Origin of the sequence: Streptomyces purpurogeneiscleroticus, assembly GCF_020024005.1 — a bacterium.
GTDB lineage: Bacteria > Actinomycetota > Actinomycetes > Streptomycetales > Streptomycetaceae > Streptomyces > Streptomyces purpurogeneiscleroticus.
Window position 1 is genome coordinate 1 of record NZ_NHSG01000328.1, and the last position, 24,164, is coordinate 24,164.

Consider the following 24,164-nt stretch of genomic DNA (forward strand, 5'->3'; position numbering starts at 1 on the left):
CGCGTGCGGCCATCCCGACGGCACGGCCCGGTTCGTCGCCTCCGCGCTGGCCGCGTTCCCCGAGGAGGTCGCGGCGCACGCGTACGGCGGCGGCTGCGGGCGCCCGGTCCTGGGCGCCCTGCCGCTGCCCGGAAGCGCCGCACCGCCCGCCGACGAGGGCCCCGCGGCCGAGCCCGCCGAACAGCTGGTCGTGGACTGGACGCTCTGCCGGGGCCACGGCCTCTGCGCCGACCTCGCGCCCGGCGTCGTCCGGCTCGGCCCGGACGGCTATCCGCAGCAGGCGGCCATGGCGCTGCCCGCCCGGATGCGCCGCCGCGCCCGGCTCGCCGTCCGCCGCTGCCCGGCGCTGGCCCTGCGCGTCCGGCCCGCCCCCGGCTGATCCCGAACGGACGTACGCCGATCCGTCCCGAACCCCGAACTGCCCGCCGTACAACCCCTTTTGACGTGAAGTGACAACTTCCGCAGGCGTTGAACGGCGGCCGACCCGCCTCCCGTATCCCGGTCCGTATCCCCGTCCCGACGGCACCTCCGCCGCCCCCACCGAAGGAGATCCCATGAACACCCGAGCCGCCTCGGTCAACCGCCGCCAAGCGGGCATCGCGCTCACCGCGCTCACCGTGCTCGCCCTGACCACCGCCTGCGGCGGCAAGGACTACGCGTCGTCCGCCGCCGACGACCGGGTCCAGCCCGCCGGCCAGGGCACCTCCGACAACGGCTCCGGCTACGGGCCGGGCTCCGACAAGGCCGGTGAGTACGGCGAGGACGCGGGCGGCGGCGCCGCGGCCGGCGGGCTGGGCGCGGCCGCCAAGACCCTCGCCGTCAAGGAGGCGCCCGGGCTGGGCAAGGTCGTCACCGACGGCAAGGGCCTGACCCTGTACCGCTTCGACAAGGACACGGCCAAGCCGCCGAAGTCCAACTGCGCGGGCGACTGCGCCTCGACCTGGCCGCCGGTCCCCGCGGCCGACGCCAAGGCCGCCACCGGCATCAACGCGGCCGATCTCGGCTCGGTCACCCGCGCCGACGGCGGCAAGCAGCTCACCCTCGGCGGCTGGCCGGTGTACCGGTACGCCAAGGACACCGCGCCCGGCGACACCAAGGGCCAGGGCGTGGGCGGCACCTGGTTCGCGCTCGCCGCGGACGGCGGCAAGGCCGGCGAGGCGGCCCCGGAGAAGCCCCCCGCCGCCCCCGAGGCGGACGTCTCGGTCGCCGACAACCCCCGCCTCGGCAAGCTCCTCGTGGACGGCGAGGGGCGCACGCTCTACCGCTTCACCAAGGACAGCCCCTGGCCGATGAAGTTCGCCTGCACCGGCGCCTGCCTGGACACCTGGAAACCCGCGAAACCGGCCGACAAGAGCAAGATCGAGGGGGTCCCGGCCAAGCTGATCACCACCGTCAAGCGCCCCGACGGCACCGAGCAGCTGGCCGTGGACTGCTGGCCCATGTACCTGTTCAAGGGGGACAAGGCGCCCGGAGACGTCAACGGGCAGGGGGTCAAGGGCACCTGGTTCGCGGTCGGCCCGGACGGCGAGAAGATCACCAAGTCGGCGGAAGCGGCACCCAGCGCGTACTAACGCGGCTCGGCCTTCGCCAGCCGCCCCCACACCACCAGCCGGTACGTCGAGGTGTACTCCGGTGTGCAGGTCGTCAGGGTGAGGTAGTACCCGGGCTCGGTGAAGCGGTGGCCGGGATGGACGGAGCTGTACGGGATCCTCGCCAGCACCGTCCCGTCGCCGGGCGTGGTCTGCGGCAGCGTCCGCTCGACGAGATAGGTGTAGCGGGCCTCGGCGGTGTCGATGCGTACGGTGTCGCCGGGCCGCAGCCGGTCGAGGCGGCGGAACGGCTCACCGTGGGTGTTGCGGTGACCGGCCAGCGCGAAGTTCCCCGCGCGGCCGGGCTGCGCCGTCCGCGGGTAGTGGCCCACGTACCCCTTGTCGAGCACGCCCGCCTTGCCGACCCCCTCCGCGACCGGCGCGGTGACGCCGAGGCGGGGGATGCGGAGGACGGCGTACGCCGGGTCCGGGGCGGAGCGGGGCGCTTCCTCCGCCGGCCCGGGTTCGGGCGTGGCGCTCGGGGCCTCGGAGGGAGCGGGCCGCGGCGCGGGCGCTCGCCACTCCCGCTCCAGCCGGGACACCCGCTGCCGCGCGTCCGCCTGCGCCTCCTGGTTGGTCCACCACAGCTGATGGACGACGAGCAGGACCAGGACGGCGCCGAGGGTCACCGCCAGCTCCGCCGCCGTCCACACCAGTCGCACCACCACCGGTATCCGCTGCCGCACGCGGGCACGGTAGGGCCTGGAAGCGGCAATCACCAGAGTGCTGACGCCACGTCAGCCGGCCTGTGCCCGCGTCAGCCGCCCAACGCGCGGGACACCGCGTAGATGCACAGGCCCGCCAGCGCGCCCACGACCGTGCCGTTGATCCGGATGAACTGCAGGTCCCGGCCGATGTGCGCCTCGATCTTCTTCGAGGTGTGCTCGGCGTCCCAGCCCGCGACCGTGTCCGTGATCAGCGACGTGATCTCGGCGCGGTACGTCGTGACGACGTACACCGCCGCGCCCTCCAGCCAGCCGTCGACCTTGCCCTGCAGCCGGCCGTCCGCGGCCAGCCGCTTGCCCAGCGACAGCAGCGCGCCGCGCACCCGCAGCCGCAGCTCGCTCCGCTCGTCCTCGGCGGCCGCGACCATCATCGCGCGCACCGAACCCCACGCCGACGCGATCAGGTCCTGCACCTCGCCGCGGCCCAGCACCTCCGACTTCAGCCGCTCCACCCGCGCCCGGGTGTCCGTATCGGTCTGGAGGTCGCCCGCGAAGTCGGTCAGGAAGCGGTCCAGCGCGCCGCGCGCGGGGTGGTCCGGCATGTCCCGCATCTCCGTCACGAAGCGCAGCAGCTCCTTGTAGACCCGGTCGCCGACCTTGCGGTCCACGAAGCGCGGGGTCCAGCCGGGCGCGCCGCCGGCCACCGCCGCCATGACGGGGGCGGAGTGCGTGACGAGCCAGTCGTGCGCCCGCGCGCACACCAGGTCGACCATCCGGGTGTGGCCGCCGTCCGCGACGACCTTCTCCAGCATCGTGCCGAGCCCGGGGGCGATCTCCTGCGCGTCGGCGCGGCGGGTGATCGCCTCGCCGACCACCGCCTGCACGTCGGAGTCGCGCAGCACGGTCAGCGCGCCGCGCAGCGCCGTCGACAGCTCGGCGGTGACCCGGTCCGCGTGCTCCGGCTCGGCGAGCCAGCGGCCGAGCCGGCGGCCGATGCCGACCTTGCACAGCCGCTGCCGTACGACCTCGCCGGAGAGGAAGTTCTCCCCGACGAAGTCGCCGAGCGACTGCCCGAGCTGGTCCTTCTTCGTCGGGATGATCGCGGTGTGCGGGATGGGCAGCCCGAGCGGCCGCCGGAACAGCGCGGTCACCGCGAACCAGTCGGCGAGCGCGCCGACCATGCCCGCCTCGGCGGCCGCCGCCACATAGCCCGTCCAGCCGCCGGCCCCGGCCGCGCCCGCCCACTTCGCCAGCGCGTACACCACGGCGACGGCCAGCAGCAGACAGGTGGCGAGGGTCTTCATGCGGCGCACCCCGCGCCGCTTCTCCTCGTCGGCCTCGTTGAATGTGAAACCGGCCACAGGGCCGGCGGCGTGGCCGGCCGCGGGAGTCCCCTCCGCACCGGCGGCCACGTCCGTCTTCGTCCGTTCCATCCGCTCCATCCGTTCGCCCCGTCCCCGTGTATGTCCAACTGTGACCTAGTCCCGGTCCCCCTCCTGGAACGAACCACGAGTTCCCGTCGTCCCACAGGTCGAGCGCACCGCCTCTCAGCCTGCCCGGCGGGAGGGAGCCGCCGGGCATCCGCACGGGCCGACATGGGATCATGACGGATCGATCGGACTGCGACGGCGCCGCTGATCAGACGCTGCCCTTGCCCATCCGGAGCCAGTGGCTCCGCCTTCTCCAGGAGAACGCCCCCGCATGAACAAAAGTGTGGGTTACGCCCTGCTCGCCGGCCTGGCGGCAGTGGTGGTCCTCGTCTCGACCGCGATCTTCGTCGGGGTCGGCGGCAACGGCGGCGGCACCGGCAGCGATCCGCACAATCCGAACTCCGCGGCCCCCGCCGTCTCCGGCCAGTGGGTCGGCACCTGGTCCGCCTCCGCTGCGGCCGCCGAGCCGGGCACCCTGGACGGATACGCGGGCATGTCGATACGGAACGTGATCCACACCAGCGTCGGCGGCTCCAGCGCCCGTATCCAGCTCTCCAACCTCTACGGCACCCGTCCGCTGGCCATCACCCACGCCACCATCGCGCTGGCCGCGGCCCCGAACAACCCCACCGCGGCGGCCGGCACGATGCGCCGCCTCACCTTCGGCGAGCGCACCTCCGTCGTCATCCCGGCCGGCGGCGCGATAACGAGCGACCCCGTGCGGCTGGACGTGCCGCACGATGCGGATCTGCTGGTCACCACGTACTCCCCGGCCCCCTCCGGGCCCGTCACCTACCACCCGTACGCCCGCCAGACCTCCTACCTGGCGCGCGGCGACCGGGCAGCGGACGACGCGGGCACGGCGTACACCGAGCAGAGCCCGTACTGGCGCTACCTCACCGGCGTGGACGTGTACAGCCGCGAGGCCAAGGGCTCGGTCGTCGTGATCGGCGACTCGATCACCGACGGCATCACCTCCACCATGGGTGCCAACCACCGCTGGACCGACTTCCTGGCCGAGCGGCTGCGCGAGGAGCCCGGCGCGCCCCGCCTGGGCGTCCTCAACCAGGGCATCAGCGGCAACCGCCTGCTGATCGACGGCAGCCGCTACTCCCCCAACAACGGCCCCAGCGTGCTCACCCGGCTGGACCGCGACGCGCTCTCCCGCTCCGGCGTGCAGGCCGTCATCGTCGAGATCGGGCTGAACGACATGTTCAAGACCCCCCGCCAGTGGGACCCCGAGAAGCTGGTCGCGGGCATGCGCAAGGTCGTCAAGCAGGCACACGCACGCGGCCTGCGGGTCACCGGCGGCACGCTCACCCCGTTCTACGGCCACCGCGGCTACTCGGCCCGGATGGACCAGGTCCGGCAGGCCGTCAACGCCCAGATCCGGGCCGGAAACGTGTACGACAACGTGGTCGACTTCGACAAGGCGCTGCGCGACCCCGCCCAGCCGAACCGGCTGCTGCCCGAGTACGACTCCGGTGACCACCTGCACCCCAGCGACGAGGGCTACAAGGCGATGGCCCGCTCGGTGAACCTCAAGCACCTCAAGGGGACGGCGCCGGCGGCGCTGTAAAGCTGTGACAACGGCGGCGCGGGACGCTAGCCCAGCTCCTTGCGCCGCCGCTTTTCGTCCTTCTCCACGGCCCTGCGCTCGCGGCGCTCGGCCTTCAGCCGCTGCTTCTCCGCCTTGGTGAGCTTCCGCTCGACGCCGACGCCGCCCCAGAACGCCAGGCCCGTCACGATCACCCGGGGCGCCCCGGGCTCCCCCGGCTCGCCCGTCAGGCTGTGGTCGAAGCCGCCCATGATGCCGATGCCGCGCACGTCGACCTCGACGCCCGGCGGTACGACGATGTGCACCCCGCCCATGATCGCGATGCAGTTGACGACCACCTCGCGGTCCGCGAACCGCGCCTCCCGCAGATCGATCTCGCCGCCGCCCCAGAACGCGACCGCGGTGAAGCGCCGCCCGATGGTCCACCGGCCGGTCCGCTGGAACCCGCTCATGACCGCGATCCCGGCCGAGGAGCTGCCCTCGCTGCCCACGATCCGCTCCGGCCAGGACGTCCCGTCCCCGCGCCCGGCCACGGGGAGCACCGGCTCGGCACGGCCGCCGGCCGCCGGCAGGTCCGCCGTCAGCGGCACCAACTCGCCGTACGTACGCGCCGCGTACGCCGCCTCCAGCCGCTCGTCGAATTCCTCCATCCCCAGCCGGCCCTCCGCCAGCGCGTCCCGCAGGACCTCGGCGACCCGGTCCCGGTCGGCGTCCGAGGCCCGCAGTTCGGGGAGTTCGTCATTCATACGGACAGCGTAAGCAGCGAACCGCCCGTCCGGTCCTCATTCGGCGCGTCCGGTGTACATCCGCGCGATCACGTCCTCGATGTCCGGCTCCCGTACCGACAGATCCACCAGCGGCCAGCGCTCCGCGACCGCCGCCACCACCGGCGCCGCGCTCTGCGACGCCGGGAACGCCAGCCACTGCCGCGGCCCGTCCACCTTCACCGTCCGCGCGCCCGGCACGCCCTCGATCGGCGCCATCTCCCGCGCCAGATCCACCACCAGCGTCCGCTCGCTCTCCCCCGCCTCGTGCAGCCCCGCGAGCCCGCCGTCGTACACCAGCCGCCCGTGGTCGATCACCATCACCCGGCGGCACAGCTGCTCGATGTCGGTGAGGTCGTGGGTGGTGAGCAGAACGGTCGTGCCCAGCGAGGCGTTCACCTCGCGCAGGAAGTCCCGCACCCGCGCCTTGCTGATCACATCGAGGCCGATCGTCGGCTCGTCCAGGTACAGCACCTCCGGGTCGTGCAGCAGCGCCGCCGCGATGTCCCCGCGCATCCGCTGCCCCAGCGAGAGCTGCCGCACCGGCGCCGCCAGCAGCGGCCCGAGATCCAGCAGTTCCACGCACCGGTCGAGGTTCTTGCGGTACGTGTCGTAGGGCACCCGGTACATCCGCCGCACCAGCTCGTAGGAGTCCTTGAGCGGCAGGTCCCACCACAGGGTCGTGCGCTGCCCGAAGACCACGCCCATCCGGCGGGCCAGCCGGGTGCGTTCGCGCGAGGGATCGATTCCGGCCACCCGGATGCGGCCCGCGCTGGGCACCAGAATGCCCGTCAGCATCTTGATGGTGGTGGACTTTCCCGCGCCGTTCGGCCCGATGTAGCCCACCATCTCGCCGCGCCCGACGGTGAAGGAGATGCCGTCCACGGCCCGCACCTCGTGCCTGGTGCGCCGCAGCCGGCCCGCCCTGCGCCGCACCTGGAAGACCTTCGCCACCTCCGCCAGCTCGATGAAATCCGGCTCCGTACCGTCCGTCATGGTCAGCTCCCCGTGCTCCGGTAACCGCGCAGCCCCGCCCGCCACGCCAGCGCCGCGCCCCCGCACATCACCGCGGCCACCACGGGTCCCAGGAAGTCCACCCAGCCCGGCAGCCCCAGCGGATCGTCGTGGCCGAGGAGGCGCAGCGCCGGCAGCCAGTTCACGAAGGCCAGCGGGATCACGAAGGTGGCGCCCCGGACCAGCTCCCTGGAGAAGACGGTGGGCGGGTACTGCAGCATCGCGTTTCCGCCATATGTGAAGGAGTTCTGCACCTGGGCGGCGTCCTGGGCGACGAACTGGAAAGCGGCGCCCAGGGTGAAGATCGCGCCGAAGATGGCCGCGCCGCTCAGCAGCATCACCACGACCAGCACCACCCGGTCCGGCGTCCAGTCCACCTGAACACGGGTCAGCGCCCAGCCCAGTACCGCCAGGGCCTGCAGCGGCCGCCCGATGCGGCGCAGCGCGAAGCGGTCGGCGGCCACCTGTATGTACACGGGCGCCGGGCGCACCAGCAGGACGTCCAGCGTGCCGTCGCGCACCCGGCTGCCGAGCCGCTCCACATTGCCCAGCAGCAGGTCCGCCAGGCCCAGCGCGGTGGCCGACGCACCGTAGAGCAGGGCCACTTCGGGCAGCCCGAAGCCGCCGAGTTCGTCGATGTGCGAGAACATCAGAAGGATCGCCACGAACTCCAGGCCGCTGCTCGCGGCATTGCCGACGGCCATGATCACAAACGACGCCCGGTAGGTGAGTGTGGACCGGACCCACATCGCTACGATCAGCAGGTACGCCCGTACGCCGTGCCGCACCGACGCGGCCCGCCCGAAGGACTCAGCCACCCTGCACCACCACCTTCCGGGTGGCCGCGGCCTGCAGCAGCCGGCCCGCCGCCAGCAGCACCGCAGCCCAGCCCGCCTGGAACACCAGCGCCCCCAGCAGTCCTGGGCCCGCGTACCGCCCCAGCAGCACATCGGCCGGCACCTGATGGGCCGAGGACCACGGCAGCATCCGTACGACCTCGCCGAACGTGCCGGGGAAGACCCGCAGCGGCAGCAGCGTGCCGGAAAAGAACAGCGCGGCCAGCCCGCTGATCACGGCCACCCCCGCGCTGTCCAGCAGCCAGAACCCGGACAGCGCGACGAGGTAGCGCAGCGCGAAGCTGACGGTCACCGCGAGCGCCACCGACGCCAGGAACGCGGTCCACAGGAGCGGGGAGGCGGGCAGCGCGAGGTCGAAGAGCAGCGCGCCGGCCACCATGGGCAGCGCCCCGCGGCCCAGCAGCTGGAAGCCGGCCCGGCCCAGGTCGGCGGCGAGCCACCACAGTTGCAGATCGGCCGGGCGGTAGAGGTCCACCGCGATGTCGCCGCTGCGGATGCGCTCCTGCAGCTCCTCGTGGAAGCCGCCGCCCATGGTCAGGGCGACGGTCGCCAGCAGCGCCTGGCCGACCCACACGAAGGTCAGCGCCTGCGCCTGGTCGTACCCGCCCAGGTGCGGCCGCTCGTGCCAGAGCGCCTGGTAGGTGTAGGCGATGAGGCAGCCGAAGACGGTGTTGGTGAAGACGCCGGCCGCCGTGGCGGTGCGGTACGTGGCGTACCGCCGGAAACCGCCCCGCGCGACGGCCGCGTACAGTGCCACGGCTCCGCCCACTGCCCCGCCCCCCGCCAACCGGTGCCAAAACACCCGAGGCTAGCCCCGTCGGCGGGGACGCACCACGCGTTTATCACCCGTGCCGGTGAGGCAGGGGACCCATTCAGCCGGTCACAGACCGGTCACATGTGCGTGCCACCCTCTGGGCCTGGAACGCATGATGCGAGAGTTTCTTATCGGGCGACAGTTTCTTTATCGGGCGACAGCTTCTTTTTGCAATATAAAGCCCTTATTTGACGTGGGGCGCTCATCGCCCGCTACGGCACCGATCCCGCCGCAGCACAACCATCGGCGGCGGCCGAGGAGTCAGTACTGACATGAACGACGATCCGCAGCAGGACGGCCAGGGAAGTAACGGTTCCCCGGAGGACGAACCGGGCACCGCGCCACCCGACGAGAAGAGCCGCCCACGGCGCACCGGCTGGCGCCGCGCCGTGCCCACCTGGCGCATGACCCTCGGCGGCATCCTGGTGATCCTGCTGATCATCGTCGGCGGCTTCCTCGCCGGCTACCTCCTCGTCGGCATCCCGCCCGCCAACCAGGCCGCCAAGGCCCAGAGCAACGTCTTCCTCTTCACCGACGGCTCCCAGCTCGCCCGCGACGGCGAAGTGAACCGCGAGAACGTCAAGCTCAGCCAGGTCCCCAAGAAGGTCCAGCACGCCGTCCTCGCCGCCGAGGACCGCAACTTCTACAACGAGTCCGCGGTCAACCCCGTCGCCATGATCCGCGCCGCCTGGAACACCGTCATCGGCAAGGGCAAGCAGTCCGGCTCCACCATCACCCAGCAGTACGTCAAGAACTACTACCTCGGCCAGGAACAGACCGTCACCCGCAAGGCCAAGGAATTCTTCATCGCCATCAAGCTGGACCGCGAGGCGAGCAAGGACGAGATCCTGGAGGGCTACCTCAACACCAGCTACTACGGCCGCAACGCCTACGGCATCCAGGCCGCGGCCCAGGCGTACTACAACAAGGACGTCAAGGACCTGAACGTCGCTCAGGGCGCCTACCTCGCCACCCTCCTCAACGCCCCCAGCCAGTACGACATCGTCGTCCACCCCGAGAACCGGCAGCGCGCCGAGGCTCGCTGGAACTACGTCATGGACGGCATGGTCAAGAAGGGCTGGCTCACCGGCTCCCAGCGCGCCGCCATAAAGTTCGACCCGCCCGGCGTGGCCAAGACCCCCTCCGGCCTCGCCGGCCGCCGCGGCTACTTCGTCAACGCCATCAAGGACTACCTCACCGAGAACGACATCCTCGACAAGGACGACCTGGCCGGCGGCGGCTACCGCATCACCACCACCATCGACAAGAAGAAGCAGCTCGCCCTCGAAAAGGCCGTCGACGACCGCCTGATGGACCGGCTCGACAAGAAGAACCGCGACGCCGACAAGAACGTCCGGGCCGGCGGCGCCTCCATCGACCCCGCCACCGGCAAGGTCGTCGCCATGTACGGCGGCATCGACTACGCCCAGCAGTTCGTCAACGGCGCCACCCGCGCCGACTACCAGGTCGGCTCCACCTTCAAGCCCTTCGTCTTCGCCTCCGCCGTCGCCAACCACGCGACCACCCAGGACGGCCAGACGATCACCCCGCAGACCGTCTACGACGGCACCAACAAGCGGATGACCATCAGCGACGGACAGCCCACCGGCTTCGCCCCCGCCAACGAGGACGACAAGAGCTACGGCCAGATCACCGTCAGCGAGGCCACCGACAAGTCCGTCAACGCCGTCTACGCCCAGATGGGCATCGACGTCGGCCCCGACAAGGTCCGGGACACCGCCGTCGACCTCGGCATCCCCGCGCAGACCCCCGGCCTCGCCGAGTCCCAGGGCGCGATCTCGCTCGGCACCGCCACGCCCAGCGTGCTCCAGATGACCGGCGCGTACGCCACCCTCGCCAACCACGGCAAGCGCGTCCCGTACACCTTCGTCCAGAAGATCACCAAGAACGGCGAGAACCTCACCCTGCCCGACCGGCCCCAGCAGACCGCGATGCCCCGCGAGGCCGCCGACACCACCACCTCCATCCTGCGCAGCGTCGTCGAGAGCCCCGGCGGCACCGGCGCGGCCGCGCGCGCCGCCGGCCGCCCCGCCGCCGGCAAGACCGGCACCGCCGAGGAGGACAAGGCCGCCTGGTTCGCCGGGTACACCCCCGACCTGGCCACCGTCATCGCCGTACTCGGCCAGAACCCCAAGACCGCGGCACAGGAACCGCTGTACGGCGCGGGCGGCCTGGCCCGCGTCAACGGCGGCGGCTTCCCCGCCGAGATCTGGGCCGACTACACCGCGGCCGCGCTGGAGGGCAAGCCCGTCGAGGACTTCGACCTGGAGCTGGAGAGCGGCGCCACCGAACCGGCGCCCACGGCCACCGCACCGCCCACCACCCCGGGCGGCGACACCGGGGCGCCCAGCACCCCGGCACAGACCCCGCCCACGGCCACGCTCCCGCCGACCAGCGCGCCGCCCACCACCGTCGAACCGCCGGAGCCCACCTTCCCGTCCGAGCCGCCGCCCTCCACGGCACCCACCGAGGACTTCCCGACGGTGGAACCGGGAGGCGGTCCGGGCGGAGCACCGGGAACACCGCCGGGACAGCAGTAGGACACACCGGACCCCGGTGGCCACGCGGCCACCGGGGTCCGTTATTCCGCTCTCGCCACGGGCTCAGTGCCCGGAGGTCGCCTTCAGGCCCACGACGGCCACCAGCAGCAGACAGATGAAGAAGATCCGGGCCGCGGTCGCCGGCTCACCCAGCACCACCATGCCCACCACCGCCGCGCCGGCGGCACCAATGCCCACCCACACGCCGTACGCCGTACCGATCGGCAGCGTCTTCGCCGCGTACGACAGCAGGGCCATGCTCGCGATGATGCCCGCGCCCGTGAACAGGCTGGGCCACAGCCGGGTGAACCCCTCGGTGAACTTCATCCCGATCGACCAGCCGACCTCCAGCAGACCGGCGACGAGCAGCAGTATCCATGCCATGACGGCACCTCCATGACCAGCGCACACACGTGCGCGCATCTACAGGGGTGCGTCGTCTTGTCATGACCCGGTACGGCGCGTCTCGTCGGGATGTCTTCGACCATAGCAAGCCATGGCGAAACGGGCGGTGACGCCGGTCACCGCCCGCAGAAATATGGGTTCGCGCAGGTCAGGGCCTTGCCGGACGAGTAAGGGGCCGGCTCGGAGGTACCGCCCGGGCCGTCAGAGATACAGCCCGGTGGAGTCCTCGGCGCCCTCCAGGCGCTCCGCCGCCACCGCGTGCAGATCGCGCTCCCGCATCAGCACGTACGCGACGCCGCGCACCTCCACCTCGGCACGGTCCTCCGGGTCGTACAGCACCCGGTCCCCCGGCTCGACGGTGCGGACGTTCTGCCCCACCGCGACGACCTCGGCCCACGCCAGCCGGCGGCCTACCGCGGCCGTCGCCGGAATGACGATGCCGCCGGTCGAGCGCCGCTCGCCCTCGGCGATATCGGTACGGACGAGCACCCTGTCGTGCAGCATCCGGATCGGCAGCTTGTCGTGGCTGTCCTGAGTGTTGTTCGGGCTCACGCCAAGACCGTACCTGCACCCGGGCACAAGCCGTGCCCCGGCCCGGCAGGTAACGCCCCCGGTACTACGAGCGACGCTTGCGCGCGCTCATCGCGATCAGCCCCACGAGACCCACCGCGACCAGCGCCACCGGCACGATCCGCTCCATCCGCGGCGCGCCGTCCTCCGACACCAGCTGCGAGCGGACATCGGAGACCGCTCGGTTCGCCACCACGTACGCCCGCCCGGCCGTACGGTCCACGGCCGCCGCCGCCTTCGCCTTCGCGTCGCCGACGATCGTCTTGGGGTGCAGCCGCACGCCGATCTCGTCGAGCGTCACGGCGAGCTCCTGCCGCCGGCGGAGAATGTCCGCCTCGATCTGCGCAGGGGTCCTGGCATCCGACACCGCGCTGCCTCCGTCGTTTCGGCCGGTGAATACAGATCCTCGATGGTTCCTGATGGACAGTCTGTCAGTTCACCACCCGTCCCGCTCCACGGCACCCCCGATCAACGCGCCCACGCGGCGTACAAAGAGAGGAACCGGCCGATGGCGCAAGGGCCGGTATCTCAACCCTGGTCGGGCCCTACGGGCCTGTCGGCGGGCCCTCAGTAACCTCGGAACGGAACACACGCCCACCGAGGTCGGCACGCACCACCGACCCACCCTTCTTCCCCTTCTGAGGAGAACCATGAGCGAGCGACTGCAGCCCGGCGACACCGCCCCCGCCTTCACCCTGCCCGACGCGGACGGCAAGCAGGTCTCGCTCGCCGACCACAAGGGCCGCAAGGTCATCGTCTACTTCTACCCCGCGGCCCTGACCCCCGGCTGCACGAAGCAGGCGTGCGACTTCACCGACAACCTCGACTTCCTGGCCGGCCACGGCTTCGACGTCATCGGCATCTCCCCCGACAAGCCCGAGAAGCTCGCGAAGTTCCGCGAGAAGGAGGAGCTGAAGGTCACCCTCCTCGGTGACCCCGACAAGAGCGTCCTGGAAGCGTACGGCGCCTTCGGCGAGAAGAAGCTCTACGGCAAGACGGTGACCGGCGTCATCCGCTCCACCGTCATCGTCGACGAGGAGGGCAAGGTCGAGCGCGCCCTGTACAACGTCAAGGCCACCGGCCACGTCGCCAAGATCATCAAGGACCTGGGGCTGTAAGTCCCGGGACCGCTCTCGGCCCACGGCCGAGACAGGCGCGGCGGTCTGCCGCCGGGGGCACCCTCCGGCGGCAGGCCACCCGCTCCTCAACCCCTCCCCATCACTGGCCCTGAACGGCCCACACCGAGTGACGAATCTCGCGTTCTGCCTCCAAAGTGGTTTGACCGGCTCCCTATCCGCGCAGGCGCCCCTTTCGAAATGAGCCCACCGCGCAGTGCGCGGACCGACCGAGCGAGAGGACCGCACTCGTGCCGACCGGCAGTACCGATGCCGCTCCCGGGACCGAGCTGGATCGGGAGGCAGTCAGACGCCACCGCGCGCTCTTCCGCGCCGTTGCCCGCCGCCGGAATCCCAAACTCCGCCGCACCGACATCACCATCACCGACGAAAAGGTCGTGAAGCGCGCCGTCAAGGCCGCCGCCGTCGGTAATGCGATGGAGTGGTTCGACTTCGGCATCTACAGCTATCTCGCGGTCACGATCGGCCACGTCTTCTTCCCCAGCGGCAGCGACACCGCAAGCCTGCTCTCCTCGTTCGCGACATTCGCCGTGGCCTTCCTCGTACGGCCCATCGGCGGCGCGTACTTCGGCCCGCTCGGCGACCGCATCGGCCGCAAGAAGGTCCTCGCCTTCACCATGATCATGATGGCCGTCGGCACCTTCGCCATCGGCCTCATCCCGTCGTACGCCACCATCGGCGTCTGGGCACCGATCCTGCTGATCCTCTTCCGGCTGGTCCAGGGCTTCTCGACGGGCGGCGAGTACGGCGGCGCCTCGACCTTCATCGCCGAGTACGCCCCCGACAAGAAGCGCGGTTACTTCGGCAGCTTCCTGGAGTTCGGCACCCTCGCCGGATACACCGGCGCGGCCGGCCTGGTCCTCCTGCTGAACACCATGCTGGGCTCCGAGGCCATGGGCGACTGGGGCTGGCGCCTGCCCTTCCTGGTCGCGGGCCCCCTCGGCATAGTCGGTCTCTACCTCCGGATGAAGCTCGACGAGACCCCGGCCTTCCAGAAGCTGGAGGCCAGCGAGACCCACAGCGCCACGGGCTCGGCCGCCGAGGAAGAGGCGGAGTTCTCCCACCTCTCCGAAAACGCCCCCAAGAAGAAACTCGGCGAGATCTTCTCCCAGCAGTGGCCCGCACTCATCCTGTGCATCTGCCTGGTCGGCGCGTACAACATCACCGACTACATGCTGCTGTCGTACATGCCGACGTACCTGACCGACACCCTCCACTACAAGGAGTCGCACGGCCTCCTGGTGCTGCTCGGCACCATGGTGGTCCTGATGCTGGTCATCAACTACGTCGGCCGCCTCAACGACCGCTTCGGCCGCAAGCCGCTGCTCATGACGGGCATGCTCGGCTTCTTCGTCCTCTCCATCCCGTCCTTCCTGCTGGTCAAGGACGGCAGCCTGCTGTTCGTCTGCATCGGCATGCTGCTGATGGGCTTCTCCCTGGTCTGCCTCCTCGGCACGATGTCGGCGGCCCTCCCGGCCCTCTTCCCGACCAACGTCCGCTACGGCTCCCTCTCCATCGGCTACAACCTCTCCACGTCCCTCTTCGGCGGCACGACCCCCCTGGTCATCACCGCCCTGATGGGCGCCTTCAACGGCAACCAGATGGTCCCGGCGTACTACGCCATGGGCGCGGCCCTCATCGGCGTCATCGCCGTCCTCTTCATGAAGGAAACCGCCCAACAGCCCCTGGAAGGCTCCCCACCCTCGGTAGCCACCCACGAAGAAGCCGTCGAACTGGTATCAGCCCAGTCCCCGGACCCGCGCTTCTGACCACGGGCCACCTTCCCCGAATCCCCCGATCACCCGATCGGGGGATTCTTCATTCCTGCCCTCACTCTGCGTAACTCCCACTGCGCCCCAGCCGTTGACCCGTTCGACACCAGAACAACCGGCCCCATCAGATGGCCGTCGAACGGGGGACCGCATGCCCGCCAGCCCATACACTCACGCCCGCCTCTCCGAGGCCGTGGCCGCCTCCCGCACCCTTTCGGAAGCCTTGCTTCGCCTCGGTGTGGATCCGAAGAGCCCAACCCGCAGCTACCTGCGCACCCGCATGAAGTCCCTGGGCATAGACACCTCCCACTTCGCACGCGAAGGCGCCCGCTGGACCAAGGAGACCCTCGAACCGGCCGTGACCGCCTCGACCAGCATGTACGAGGTCCTCCGCCACCTCGACCTCGATCCCGTCGGCGGCCACCACACCCACATCAGCCGCCGGATACGGGCGTTGGGGATCGACACGTCGCACTTCGTCGAAAAGGCGGACTCCGACGGAGACGCACGTCGGCGACGCCCACGCAGCGAACTGCTGCGAAGGCAGGACCCGGCCGACGCGCGCCGCATCCCGGCAAAGCGGCTGAGGCGCGCCCTCCTGGTCCGCGGCACAGCCGAACGCTGCGCCCTGTGCGACATCGGCTCGACCTGGCGGGGCCGGCCGTTGCCGCTGGAGGTGGACCACATCGACGGCAACTGGCGGAACAACCGCCTGGAGAACCTGCGCCTGCTCTGCCCGAACTGCCATTCCACGACCGATTCCTACCGCGGGCGCAACCAAGGCGCCCAGAGCCCACGGGCGGGGATGCCGCAATGAGCGTGAGCGTCCGGTACACACGCGAGCTCCTGACGGAATCGGCACGCCACTGCAGCAACATCGAGGAAGTCATCAACTATTGCGGCGGCCGTGTCTATCGCGGGGTGCGACGGCATCTGGTGAAGCGCTTCAATCACTTCGGAATCGACATTTCGCACTTTCACCACGTGCCACGGCGTACGGCCCACTCTCGCCCCACCAAAGCGGCGCTGCAAGAAGCCGTCAGTGCATCGGTCTCCATGGCAGCGGCCCTTCGGCATCTCGGCAAGCCGGTGAACGCCCGCGCCCGGGCCCTGTTCCATCAGTGGGTAACGGAAGAGGGCATCAGCACCAGCCACTTTCTGGGGCAGGCGCACCAGCGCGGAAAGCCGGGCACTACACCCACGAAGCCGCCTGAGCGCATCTTGGTGAAACACGACGGAAGGTACCGCACACCGTCGGTGATGCTTCGGCGCGCTCTCAAGCAGATCGGAGTGCCCGAGCGCTGTGTCGAGTGCGGAACGGGACCGACCTGGGGCGGGAAGTCCATGACGCTGGAGATCGACCACATCAGCGGGGACTGGAGTGACAACCGGGCCGAGAATCTTCGGCTGCTCTGCCCCAACTGCCATGCGATTACCAGTACCTGGTGCAGGGGAGGTACTCGGCGCCGGACCGGATAGTGACCTAGGTAGTGACATCACCGTCAGCCGCCAGCCGGTACCATGGCTGGCGGCTAGCGGCCGTGATGGAATTGGCATACATGCTGGTTTTAGGTACCAGTGGGTAATACCCATGTGGGTTCGAATCCCACCGGCCGCACTCGCTTAATGACCATGTTTTCGAAGGCCCGGCCCCGCATCTGCGGAGCCGGGCCTTCAGGCGTCGCACGAGGGCCTGATCAGCCCAGCAATTCCCGGACGACCGGCGCCAGAGCCCGGAACGCCTTGCCTCGGTGGCTGATGGCGTTCTTCTCGTCCGCCGTCAGTTCCGCGCAGGTTCGGGTTTCGCCTTCCGGTTGGAGGATCGGGTCGTAGCCGAAGCCGCCGGTGCCGGCGGGGGTGTGGCGGAGGGTGCCTTCGAGCTTGCCTTCGACGACGCGTTCGGTGCCGTCGGGGAGGGCAAGGGCCGCGGCGCAGGCGAAGTGGGCGGCGCGGTGTTCGTCGGCGATGTCGGAGAGCTGGGCGAGGAGGAGGTCCAGGTTGGCCTGGTCGTCGCCGTGGCGGCCGGCCCAGCGGGCGGAGAAGATGCCGGGGGCGCCGCCGAGTACGTCCACGCAGAGGCCGGAGTCGTCGGCGACGGCGGGGTGGCCGGTGGCCTGGGCGAGGGCGTGGGCCTTGAGGAGGGCGTTCTCGGCGAAGGTGACGCCGGTTTCCTTGACGTCGGGGACGTCCGGGTAGGCGTCGGCGCCCACCAGCTCGATGTCGAGGTCGGCCGCCGCGAGGATGGCGCGGAGTTCGGTGATTTTGCCGGCGTTGCGGGTGGCGAGGATCAGGCGCTGGTGCTTCATGGTGAGCGATTATCCCGGTCGGGCCGCACGACATGAGCCGGCCCCGCCAGTGCCCGGCGGGGCGGCCGGCGCCCCTTGGGCGGGCCGCCCCTCCTGCCCCTGTTCTCAGCCCGGGGTGCAGACCTTGGTCAGTTCCGAGGCGGCGGCTTCGATGGCCGCGGTGTCGGGGGTCTTGCCCTGGTCGAGGGACTGCTGGGCGTCCTTGACGCCGCGGGAGAGGTCGTCGACGGCCTTGCCGAGGTCGGCGTTGTCGCTCTGGTCGCCGAGCTCGTCGAGGTTCTTGTCGATCTTGTCGAGGGCCTGCTGGGCCTCCGCGGGGTTCTCGGCCCCGCCGGAGAACGCCTGCTGGAGCTCGTCGACGTTCTTCCCGACGGCGGTGGCGGTCTGTGCGCAGTCCATGGCCGTCTGGACGGCTCCGCAGCCGGTGAGGGCGGGGACGGCCAGGGCGATGACCGCCACGGCGGAGGCGCTGGTCACGGCCGTTCGACGGCGGACGGAGCGGTGTGCGGACATGGACGGGCCCTCCCTATGCAATGAACAGGTAAAGGAAGGAACGCGTGGCGCGTGGATTTGGTTGCCGAGGGAGTCGGATTTGCGGGGGAATGATGCGTAAATCACGATCGCCCGGCCGGGCGGATCGGGTCGGACCAGGCCGGTCCGGTCAGACCGTGCGGACCGGATCAGACCGGGCCCGTCCGGGTCAGACCAGGCCCGTCTGGGTCAGGAACATCGCGAGGACGACCACGAGGGTCCAGCCGAGGACGTGCTCCATCCACGGCGAGTGGTCGTCGGGGCCGCCCGTGCGGGCGGCGGGCGCGTCGAGGGCGGCGGCAGCGGCTTCAGCAGACATGACGGTGCGGTTCCTCGTCGTGGGGTGCTGGTGGACGCGCACCCGGGTACCTCGCGGTACGGGCGCACGTCCCACCTTGCGCCTGCGGCACGTGCATTCCTAGAGATGCACGTCCCACGAGGGGAACGTCACAGATCAGCGACGCGGCACCGGAACCACGAGTGCCCGGCGCGCCCGCGCGCCCCCGTCAGAGCGTCGCGGCCAGGGCCTCGCGCTGGGCCTTGTCCAGGTCCGTGCAGCCGGTGACGGCCAGGTCCAGGAGGGCGTTGAGCTCGTCGCGGGCGAAGGGCTCGGCCTCGGCGGTGCCCTGGATCTCGACGAAGCGGCCGTCGCCGGTGCAGACGACGTTCATGTCGGTCTCGGCGCGGACGTCCTCCTCGTAGCAGAGGTCGAGGAGGGGCGCGCCGTCGACGATGCCGACGGAGACGGCGGAGACGGTGCCGGTGAGCGGCTTGCGGCCGGCCTTGATGAGCTTCTTGCCCTGGGCCCAGGCGACGGCGTCGGCGAGGGCGACGTAGGCGCCGGTGATCGCCGCGGTGCGGGTGCCGCCGTCGGCCTGGAGGACGTCGCAGTCCAGGACGATGGTGTTCTCGCCGAGGGCCTTGTAGTCGATGACGGCGCGGAGCGAGCGGCCGATGAGGCGGGAGATCTCGTGCGTACGGCCGCCGATCTTGCCGCGGACGGATTCGCGGTCGCCGCGGGTGTTGGTGGAGCGCGGGAGCATGGAGTACTCGGCGGTGACCCAGCCCTCGCCGCTGCCCTTGCGCCAGCGCGGTACGCCTTCGGTGACGGAGGCGGTGCAGAAGACCTTGGTGTCGCCGAAGGAGATGAGGACGGAGCCCTCGGCGTGCTTGCTCCATCCGCGCTGGATGGTGACGGGGCGGAGCTGTTCGGGAGTGCGGCCGTCGATACGAGACATGGGGACGACCCTATCGGGAATGCCGAAGGCCCCGTTCCGGTGCGTACGCGCGCACGAAAGGGGCCTCGGTGGGAGCCGGGGGCTCAGCTCACATCATGTCTTCGATGTCGGCCGCGATCGGGTCCGCGTCGGTGCCGATGACGACCTGGATCGCGGTGCCCATCTTCACGACGCCGTGCGCGCCGGCGGCCTTGAGGGCGGCCTCGTCGACGAGGGAGGGGTCGACGACCTCGGTGCGGAGACGGGTGATGCAGCCCTCGACCTCTTCGATGTTGTCGAGGCCACCGAGCCCGGCGACGATCTTCTCAGCCTTGCTGGCCATGTCCACTCCTGCTTGTCTCGGCCGTCGGCGGTTGTGCCGAAGGATTCCACACGGTAACGCACGTTCAGCCCTGTTGGACGGGCGTATGTCCGTTGCCTGGCGAATGATGGCGACCACCTGGAGTTGCCTCCGGGAGGCCCCGTAGCGCCACTACGAATGGTCTACACCACCAGTATGCGGCAAGCACGAGTCGGCCGTCGCGGGGCCGGCGGCCGGGAGGATGCGGATGAGTTCGGACGCGGCGGCGGCGCCGAGGAAGAAGTGGGGCGGCGGGCTGTTCCAGGGCCTGCAGAAGATGGGGCGCAGCCTGCAGCTGCCGATCGCGGTGCTGCCGGCGGCGGGCATCCTGAACCGGCTCGGGCAGCCGGATGTGTTCGGCGCGGACGGTGCGGGCTGGGACGACGTGGCGAAGGTGTTCGCGGGTGCCGGCCAGGCGCTGCTGGACTCCTCGCTCGGGCTGCCCCTGCTGTTCTGTGTGGGCGTCGCGATCGGCATGGCGAAGAAGGCTGACGGGTCGACGGCGCTCGCGGCCGTGACGGGCTTCCTCGTGTACTACTACGTGCTGCACCAGTTCCCGGTGGACTGTGCGAGCGGTGCGACGTTCGTGAGCGGCGGGCCGCTGGGCGGCGCGTGCGTGGCGAAGGACGGGACGGGGACGCCTGCCGGGTATCAGAATCCGGGGGTGTTCGGCGGCATCGTGATCGGGCTGCTGTCGGCGTGGTTCTGGCAGCGGTATCACCGTACGAAGCTGGTGGACTGGCTGGGCTTCTTCAACGGCCGCCGGCTGGTGCCGATCATCATGTCGTTCGTGGCGCTGCTCTTCGCGGTGGTGTGCCTGTTCGTGTGGCCGCCGATCGGTGACGCGCTGACGAGCTTCAGCAAGTGGATGGTGGATCTGGGATCGGCGGGTTCCGGGATCTTCGGTGTGGCGAACCGTGCGCTGCTGGTGATCGGCATGCACCAGTTCCTGAATACGTTCATGTGGTTCCAGTTCGGCGACTTCACGAAGCCGGACGGGACGGTCGTGCACGGTGACATCAACCGGTTCCTGGCGGGCGATCCGAGTGCGGGTCAGTTCACGTCGGGGTTCTTCCCGATCATGATGTTCGCGCTGCCGGCGGCGGCGCTGGCGATCACGCACTGCGCGAAGCGGCACCGCCGCAAGGAGATCGCGGGCATGATGCTGTCGGTCGGTCTGACGTCGTTCGTCACGGGGATCACCGAGCCGATCGAGTACTCGTTCCTCTTCGTGGCGCCGCTGCTGTATGTGCTGCACGCGGTGCTGACGGGTGTGTCGATGGCGGTGACCTGGTCGCTGGGGGTGCACGACGGGTTCAGTTTCTCGGCGGGTCTGATCGACTACGTCATCAACTGGAGCCTGGCGACCAAACCGTGGCTGATCATTCCGATCGGGCTGTGTTTCGCGGTGGTCTATTACGCGGTCTTCCGCTTTGTGATCACCAAGTTCGATCTGGCGACTCCGGGGCGCGAGCCGGAGGAAGTGGGCGACGCCATGGAGGAGCAGAACGTGAAGTAGACCCACCCTCCGCCGCGGTGCAGCGGAACGTGAAGCAGGCACTCCCCTGCGTGATCGGAAAAACGGCTCCGGAATACTTGGTTCCGGAGCCGTTCCGCGTGCCGCCGTAACGATCGGGAGGAACGGATTCCTTTATGCGGTGACGACATGCTAAGTATGGTCTAAACCACTCAGTGGTGTAGACCATACTAGCGGGCTGCCCTTTTCCCCGAGCCCGCCTCACCAGGAGGAATCCGATGAGTACGGCCACCGCCGGCAAGGCGGCACCCGCGAAGAAGCGGGGAGCGGGCCTGTTCCAGGGCCTGCAGAAGATCGGTCGCAGCCTCCAGCTGCCGATCGCCGTCCTGCCCGCCGCGGGCATCCTGAACCGCCTCGGCCAGCCCGATGTCTTCGGTGAGGACGGCCTGGGCTGGATCGATGTGTCGAAGGTCTTCGCCGCGGCGGGCGGCGCGGTCTTCGACAACCTGCCGCTGCTGTTCTGCATAGGCGTGGCCATCGGCTTCGCGAAGAAGGCCGACGGCTCCACCGCGCTGGCCGCCCTGGTCGGCTTCCTGGTCTACAGCAACGTCCTCAAGGCTTTCCCCGTCGAGGAAGGCCACATCGAGAAGGGCAAGTGGGTCGAGCCGGTCGTCAACAACCCCGGCGTGCTCGGCGGCATCATCATGGGCCTGCTCGCCGCGGTCCTGTGGCAGCGCTTCCACCGCACCAAGCTGGTGGACTGGCTCGGCTTCTTCAACGGCCGCCGGCTGGTCCCGATCATCATGGCCTTCGTCGGCACCGCGGTCGGCGTGCTCTTCACCCTGGTCTGGGAGCCGATCGGCGCGGCGATCTCCAGCTTCGGCGAGTGGATGACCGGTCTCGGCGCGGTCGGCGCGGGCCTCTTCGGCCTGATCAACCGTGCGCTGATCCCGATCGGCATGCACCAGTTCGTGAACACCGTCTCGTGGTTCCAGCTCGGTGACTTCACCGACGCGGCCGGCAAGGTCGTGCACGGCGACATCGGCCGCTTCTTCGCGGGCGACCCGAGCGCCGGCCAGTTCATGTCCGGCTTCTTCCCGATCATGATGTTCGGCCTGCCGGCCGCCGCGCTGGCCATCGCGCACACCGCGCGCCCGGAGCGCCGCAAGGCCGTCCTGGGCATGATGATCTCGCTCGGTCTGACCTCGTTCGTCTGCGGTATCACCGAGCCGATCGAGTTCACGTTCATGTTCATCGCGCCGGTGCTGTACGCGATCCACGCGGTGCTGACCGCCGTGTCGATGTCGGTCACCTGGGCGCTCGGCGTGCACGACGGCTTCACGTTCTCCGCGGGCTTCATCGACTACGTACTGAACTGGAACCTCGCCACCAAGCCGTGGCTGATCATCCCGATCGGTCTGGTCTTCGCGGTGGTCTACTACGTGCTCTTCCGCTTCGCGATCACGAAGTTCAACCTCACCACCCCGGGCCGCGAGCCCGAGGAGGAGGTCGAGGACCTCACCAAGGCGTGAGCCCGCACCGCTCATGGCGAAGGCCCCGGAACCGTACATCGGTTCCGGGGCCTTCCCCATGGCACGTCAGATCTCGTAGACGGCGCCCGCTTTGGCGACCTCCACCGGGCCGTCGAAGACCTCCTGCGCGTCGCGGAGGTTGATGCCGGGGTCGGTCCACGGGGGGATGTGGGTGAGCACCAGCCGGCCGGCCCGGGCACGGGTCGCGTGCTGCCCCGCCTCGCGGCCGTTGAGGTGCAGATCGGGGATGTCTTCTTTGCCGTGCGTGAAGGACGCCTCGCACAGGAAGAAGTCGGTGCCCTCGGCGAGGGTGTCCAGCGCCTCGCAGACACCGGTGTCGCCGGAGTACGTCAGCGACCGGCCGCCGTGCTCGATACGGAAGCCGTACGCCTCGACGGGGTGGCTGACCTGCTCCGTACGGATCGTGAAGGGGCCCACGGTGAAGGTACCGGCGGCCAGCGTGCGGAAGTCGAAGACCTCGCTCATGGCGTGGTCATGGGGCAGGTCGGCGTGGGCGGCGGTGAGGCGCCGGTCCGTGCCGGCCGGGCCGTAGACCGGCATCGGGGCGCAGCGGCCGCCGTCGGGCCGGTAGTAGCGCACGACGAAGTATCCGCAGAGGTCGATGCAGTGGTCGGCGTGCAGATGGGAGAGGAGTACCGCGTCGAGGTCGTAGAGACCGCAGTGGCGCTGCAGCTCGCCGAGGGCACCGTTGCCCATGTCGATGAGCAGCCTGAAGCCGTCGGCCTCCAAGAGGTAGCTCGAACAGGCCGATTCCGTCGAAGGGAACGACCCCGAGCAACCGACGACAGTGAGCTTCATAGGGGCGTGAACCTCCGTGGGCGGGGGGCGGTGCGGCGGGTCCATGCGGGGCTTGGGCCGTGCTCGGCCGGTCCGTACCAGTCGTTGCAGTGCCCACGAGGGTAAGGCGCGAAAGGGCCGGTGGCTCCTCCAGCGGGGCGAGCTGTGGGCGGAATCACCAGTCCGGGTGGGCCTTTGGGGCAGGCGCGGGCGGTCCGGGGTACGGTCCGGTGGACGACGAGCGAGGAGGCGGGCATGGACACCTCATGGTGGCCGGCGGTGCTGGCCGTGGTGGTACTGGCGCTGGTCGCGGCGGTCGTCGACGGGCGGGCCCGTTCGGACCGCGGTCCGCGGCGCGGCGGCCGGCGGCCCGGTCGCGGTCCGCGCCGGGACGGCGGCCGCGGTACCGGGCGTACCTCGCGGCGCCCCGGTGACCTGCCGGTACGTACCCGGCCCGGCAAGCGCGGCGGCGCCGCTCCGGAACCTGGCGAGATCTGGTGGGCGATGGTGCCGTTCGAGGACCTCTCCGCCGCCAAGGACCGGCCGTGTCTGGTACTGGCCGTACGGGGCGGGTCCGCGCTGGTCGCGAAGATCACCAGCCGGTACCACGACGAGCGGCCCGGGGTGATCCCGCTGCGGCCCGGGACGGTGGGCGACGCGCAGGGCCGGCCGAGCTTCCTGGAGACGGACGAGCTGCGGGAGGTCGCGGTGGCCGACTTCCGGCGCCGCGCGGGCACGGCGGACCCGCTGCTGTGGGACCAGGTCCGGCATCTGGCCCGTTAGGCGCCCCGATACGGCCCCGGACAG

The 24,164-nt window shown here is 70.3% G+C and carries 26 protein-coding genes, 1 tRNA gene and 1 riboswitch; of the genes, 12 read left to right on the forward strand and 15 right to left on the reverse strand.

The window, feature by feature from the left end; translation table 11 throughout:
* Positions 1 to 379, forward strand: a 379-nt coding sequence (locus tag CCS38_RS21415) for a ferredoxin (protein ID WP_223734928.1), incomplete at its 5' end; no start/stop codon positions are given.
* A gap of 175 nt (positions 380 to 554) precedes the next feature.
* The gene (locus CCS38_RS21420; RefSeq protein ID WP_223734929.1) at positions 555 to 1,571 is read left to right on the forward strand and encodes an SCO0930 family lipoprotein; all 1,017 of its coding nucleotides are present in this window, start codon (positions 555 to 557) and stop codon (positions 1,569 to 1,571) included.
* Here CCS38_RS21420 and CCS38_RS21425 read toward each other — a convergent pair.
* Together CCS38_RS21425 and CCS38_RS21430 are read right to left on the reverse strand one after the other, a co-directional pair.
* A complete protein-coding gene (locus CCS38_RS21425; RefSeq protein ID WP_223734930.1) occupies positions 1,568 to 2,275 on the reverse strand; it encodes a class E sortase in 708 nt (235 codons plus the stop codon). The two genes, CCS38_RS21420 and CCS38_RS21425, sit on opposite strands and share 4 nt — an antisense overlap.
* A gap of 71 nt (positions 2,276 to 2,346) precedes the next feature.
* Positions 2,347 to 3,696 carry a DUF445 domain-containing protein gene (locus CCS38_RS21430; RefSeq protein WP_223734931.1) on the reverse strand — a complete coding sequence of 450 codons (1,350 nt, stop codon included), beginning with the start codon at positions 3,694 to 3,696 and terminating at the stop codon, positions 2,347 to 2,349.
* A gap of 259 nt (positions 3,697 to 3,955) precedes the next feature.
* On the opposite strand from CCS38_RS21430, the gene CCS38_RS21435 reads away from it, so the two are divergent.
* Positions 3,956 to 5,263 (forward strand): SGNH/GDSL hydrolase family protein, encoded by a 1,308-nt coding sequence (locus CCS38_RS21435; protein WP_223734932.1) that lies wholly within the window; start codon positions 3,956 to 3,958, stop codon positions 5,261 to 5,263.
* 26 nt (positions 5,264 to 5,289) lie between these two features.
* On the opposite strand, the gene CCS38_RS21440 is transcribed toward CCS38_RS21435, so the two are convergent.
* The 4 genes from CCS38_RS21440 to CCS38_RS21455 all read right to left on the reverse strand — a co-directional run bounded on the left by CCS38_RS21440 (position 5,290) and on the right by CCS38_RS21455 (position 8,634).
* Positions 5,290 to 5,988 (reverse strand): DUF1707 SHOCT-like domain-containing protein, encoded by a 699-nt coding sequence (locus tag CCS38_RS21440; RefSeq protein ID WP_223734933.1) that lies wholly within the window; start codon positions 5,986 to 5,988, stop codon positions 5,290 to 5,292.
* A 36-nt stretch (positions 5,989 to 6,024) separates the two neighbouring features.
* Entirely contained in the window at positions 6,025 to 7,002 is a 978-nt protein-coding gene (locus CCS38_RS21445) for an ABC transporter ATP-binding protein (RefSeq protein ID WP_223734934.1), read from the reverse strand.
* 2 nt (positions 7,003 to 7,004) lie between these two features.
* Positions 7,005 to 7,769, reverse strand: coding sequence for an ABC transporter permease (locus CCS38_RS21450; RefSeq protein WP_223734957.1), 765 nt, complete (start codon positions 7,767 to 7,769; stop codon positions 7,005 to 7,007).
* A gap of 61 nt (positions 7,770 to 7,830) precedes the next feature.
* Positions 7,831 to 8,634 carry an ABC transporter permease gene (locus CCS38_RS21455; protein ID WP_223734935.1) on the reverse strand — a complete coding sequence of 268 codons (804 nt, stop codon included), beginning with the start codon at positions 8,632 to 8,634 and terminating at the stop codon, positions 7,831 to 7,833.
* A gap of 329 nt (positions 8,635 to 8,963) precedes the next feature.
* Between CCS38_RS21455 and CCS38_RS21460 the strand changes: the two genes are divergently transcribed.
* A complete protein-coding gene (locus tag CCS38_RS21460) occupies positions 8,964 to 11,252 on the forward strand; it encodes a transglycosylase domain-containing protein (protein WP_223734936.1) in 2,289 nt (762 codons plus the stop codon).
* Positions 11,253 to 11,315: 63 nt separating this feature from the next.
* Here the strand turns inward: CCS38_RS21460 and CCS38_RS21465 are convergent, their stop codons facing one another.
* The 3 genes from CCS38_RS21465 to CCS38_RS21475 all read right to left on the reverse strand — a co-directional run bounded on the left by CCS38_RS21465 (position 11,316) and on the right by CCS38_RS21475 (position 12,594).
* Entirely contained in the window at positions 11,316 to 11,636 is a 321-nt protein-coding gene (locus CCS38_RS21465) for a DMT family transporter (protein ID WP_030250211.1), read from the reverse strand.
* 46 nt (positions 11,637 to 11,682) lie between these two features.
* Positions 11,683 to 11,748: riboswitch (guanidine-III (ykkC-III) riboswitch) on the reverse strand.
* A gap of 110 nt (positions 11,749 to 11,858) precedes the next feature.
* On the reverse strand, positions 11,859 to 12,161 hold the full coding sequence (locus CCS38_RS21470; protein WP_019711573.1) for a GroES family chaperonin: 303 nt from the start codon (positions 12,159 to 12,161) through the stop codon (positions 11,859 to 11,861).
* 112 nt (positions 12,162 to 12,273) lie between these two features.
* Positions 12,274 to 12,594: a DUF3618 domain-containing protein gene (locus CCS38_RS21475; RefSeq protein ID WP_030250217.1), complete on the reverse strand. Its 321-nt coding sequence runs from the start codon at positions 12,592 to 12,594 to the stop codon at positions 12,274 to 12,276.
* Positions 12,595 to 12,877: 283 nt separating this feature from the next.
* Between CCS38_RS21475 and bcp the strand changes: the two genes are divergently transcribed.
* The 5 genes from bcp (at position 12,878) to CCS38_RS21500 (ending at position 16,753) form a co-directional block, all read left to right on the forward strand.
* Positions 12,878 to 13,345, forward strand: a complete 468-nt coding sequence (gene bcp, locus CCS38_RS21480; protein ID WP_030250220.1) for a thioredoxin-dependent thiol peroxidase — start codon at positions 12,878 to 12,880, stop codon at positions 13,343 to 13,345.
* A gap of 248 nt (positions 13,346 to 13,593) precedes the next feature.
* Entirely contained in the window at positions 13,594 to 15,132 is a 1,539-nt protein-coding gene (locus CCS38_RS21485) for an MFS transporter (RefSeq protein WP_223734937.1), read from the forward strand.
* Positions 15,133 to 15,286: 154 nt separating this feature from the next.
* Complete coding sequence (locus CCS38_RS21490; RefSeq protein ID WP_223734938.1) at positions 15,287 to 15,952, forward strand: HNH endonuclease signature motif containing protein; 666 nt, start codon at positions 15,287 to 15,289, stop codon at positions 15,950 to 15,952.
* Positions 15,949 to 16,614, forward strand: coding sequence for an HNH endonuclease (locus tag CCS38_RS21495; RefSeq protein WP_223734939.1), 666 nt, complete (start codon positions 15,949 to 15,951; stop codon positions 16,612 to 16,614). Before CCS38_RS21490 ends, CCS38_RS21495 begins: the two co-directional genes overlap by 4 nt.
* A 56-nt stretch (positions 16,615 to 16,670) precedes the next feature.
* Positions 16,671 to 16,753, forward strand: a tRNA-Leu gene (locus CCS38_RS21500).
* A gap of 79 nt (positions 16,754 to 16,832) precedes the next feature.
* Here the strand turns inward: CCS38_RS21500 and rdgB are convergent.
* The 5 genes from rdgB to CCS38_RS21525 form a co-directional block, all read right to left on the reverse strand.
* Positions 16,833 to 17,441 (reverse strand): RdgB/HAM1 family non-canonical purine NTP pyrophosphatase, encoded by a 609-nt coding sequence (gene rdgB / locus CCS38_RS21505; RefSeq protein ID WP_030250229.1) that lies wholly within the window; start codon positions 17,439 to 17,441, stop codon positions 16,833 to 16,835.
* Positions 17,442 to 17,546: 105 nt separating this feature from the next.
* Positions 17,547 to 17,954, reverse strand: a complete 408-nt coding sequence (locus tag CCS38_RS21510; RefSeq protein WP_223734940.1) for a hypothetical protein — start codon at positions 17,952 to 17,954, stop codon at positions 17,547 to 17,549.
* 187 nt (positions 17,955 to 18,141) lie between these two features.
* Entirely contained in the window at positions 18,142 to 18,291 is a 150-nt protein-coding gene (locus tag CCS38_RS21515) for an SCO1431 family membrane protein (protein ID WP_223734941.1), read from the reverse strand.
* Positions 18,292 to 18,478: 187 nt separating this feature from the next.
* Positions 18,479 to 19,210, reverse strand: a complete 732-nt coding sequence (rph, locus tag CCS38_RS21520) for a ribonuclease PH (protein ID WP_223734942.1) — start codon at positions 19,208 to 19,210, stop codon at positions 18,479 to 18,481.
* A gap of 88 nt (positions 19,211 to 19,298) precedes the next feature.
* On the reverse strand, positions 19,299 to 19,532 hold the full coding sequence (locus tag CCS38_RS21525; RefSeq protein ID WP_030250235.1) for a PTS sugar transporter subunit IIB: 234 nt from the start codon (positions 19,530 to 19,532) through the stop codon (positions 19,299 to 19,301).
* A gap of 226 nt (positions 19,533 to 19,758) precedes the next feature.
* Between CCS38_RS21525 and CCS38_RS21530 the strand changes: the two genes are divergently transcribed.
* Both CCS38_RS21530 and CCS38_RS21535 read left to right on the forward strand, forming a co-directional pair.
* Positions 19,759 to 21,069, forward strand: a complete 1,311-nt coding sequence (locus CCS38_RS21530; RefSeq protein WP_223734943.1) for a PTS transporter subunit EIIC — start codon at positions 19,759 to 19,761, stop codon at positions 21,067 to 21,069.
* A 236-nt stretch (positions 21,070 to 21,305) separates the two neighbouring features.
* Positions 21,306 to 22,559: a PTS transporter subunit EIIC gene (locus CCS38_RS21535; protein WP_223734944.1), complete on the forward strand. Its 1,254-nt coding sequence runs from the start codon at positions 21,306 to 21,308 to the stop codon at positions 22,557 to 22,559.
* Between the two features lie 66 nt (positions 22,560 to 22,625).
* Here the strand turns inward: CCS38_RS21535 and CCS38_RS21540 are convergent, their stop codons facing one another.
* Positions 22,626 to 23,378 carry an MBL fold metallo-hydrolase gene (locus CCS38_RS21540; protein ID WP_223734945.1) on the reverse strand — a complete coding sequence of 251 codons (753 nt, stop codon included), beginning with the start codon at positions 23,376 to 23,378 and terminating at the stop codon, positions 22,626 to 22,628.
* A 234-nt stretch (positions 23,379 to 23,612) separates the two neighbouring features.
* Between CCS38_RS21540 and CCS38_RS21545 the strand changes: the two genes are divergently transcribed.
* A complete protein-coding gene (locus tag CCS38_RS21545; protein ID WP_223734946.1) occupies positions 23,613 to 24,140 on the forward strand; it encodes a type II toxin-antitoxin system PemK/MazF family toxin in 528 nt (175 codons plus the stop codon).
* Positions 24,141 to 24,164 lie beyond the last annotated feature (24 nt).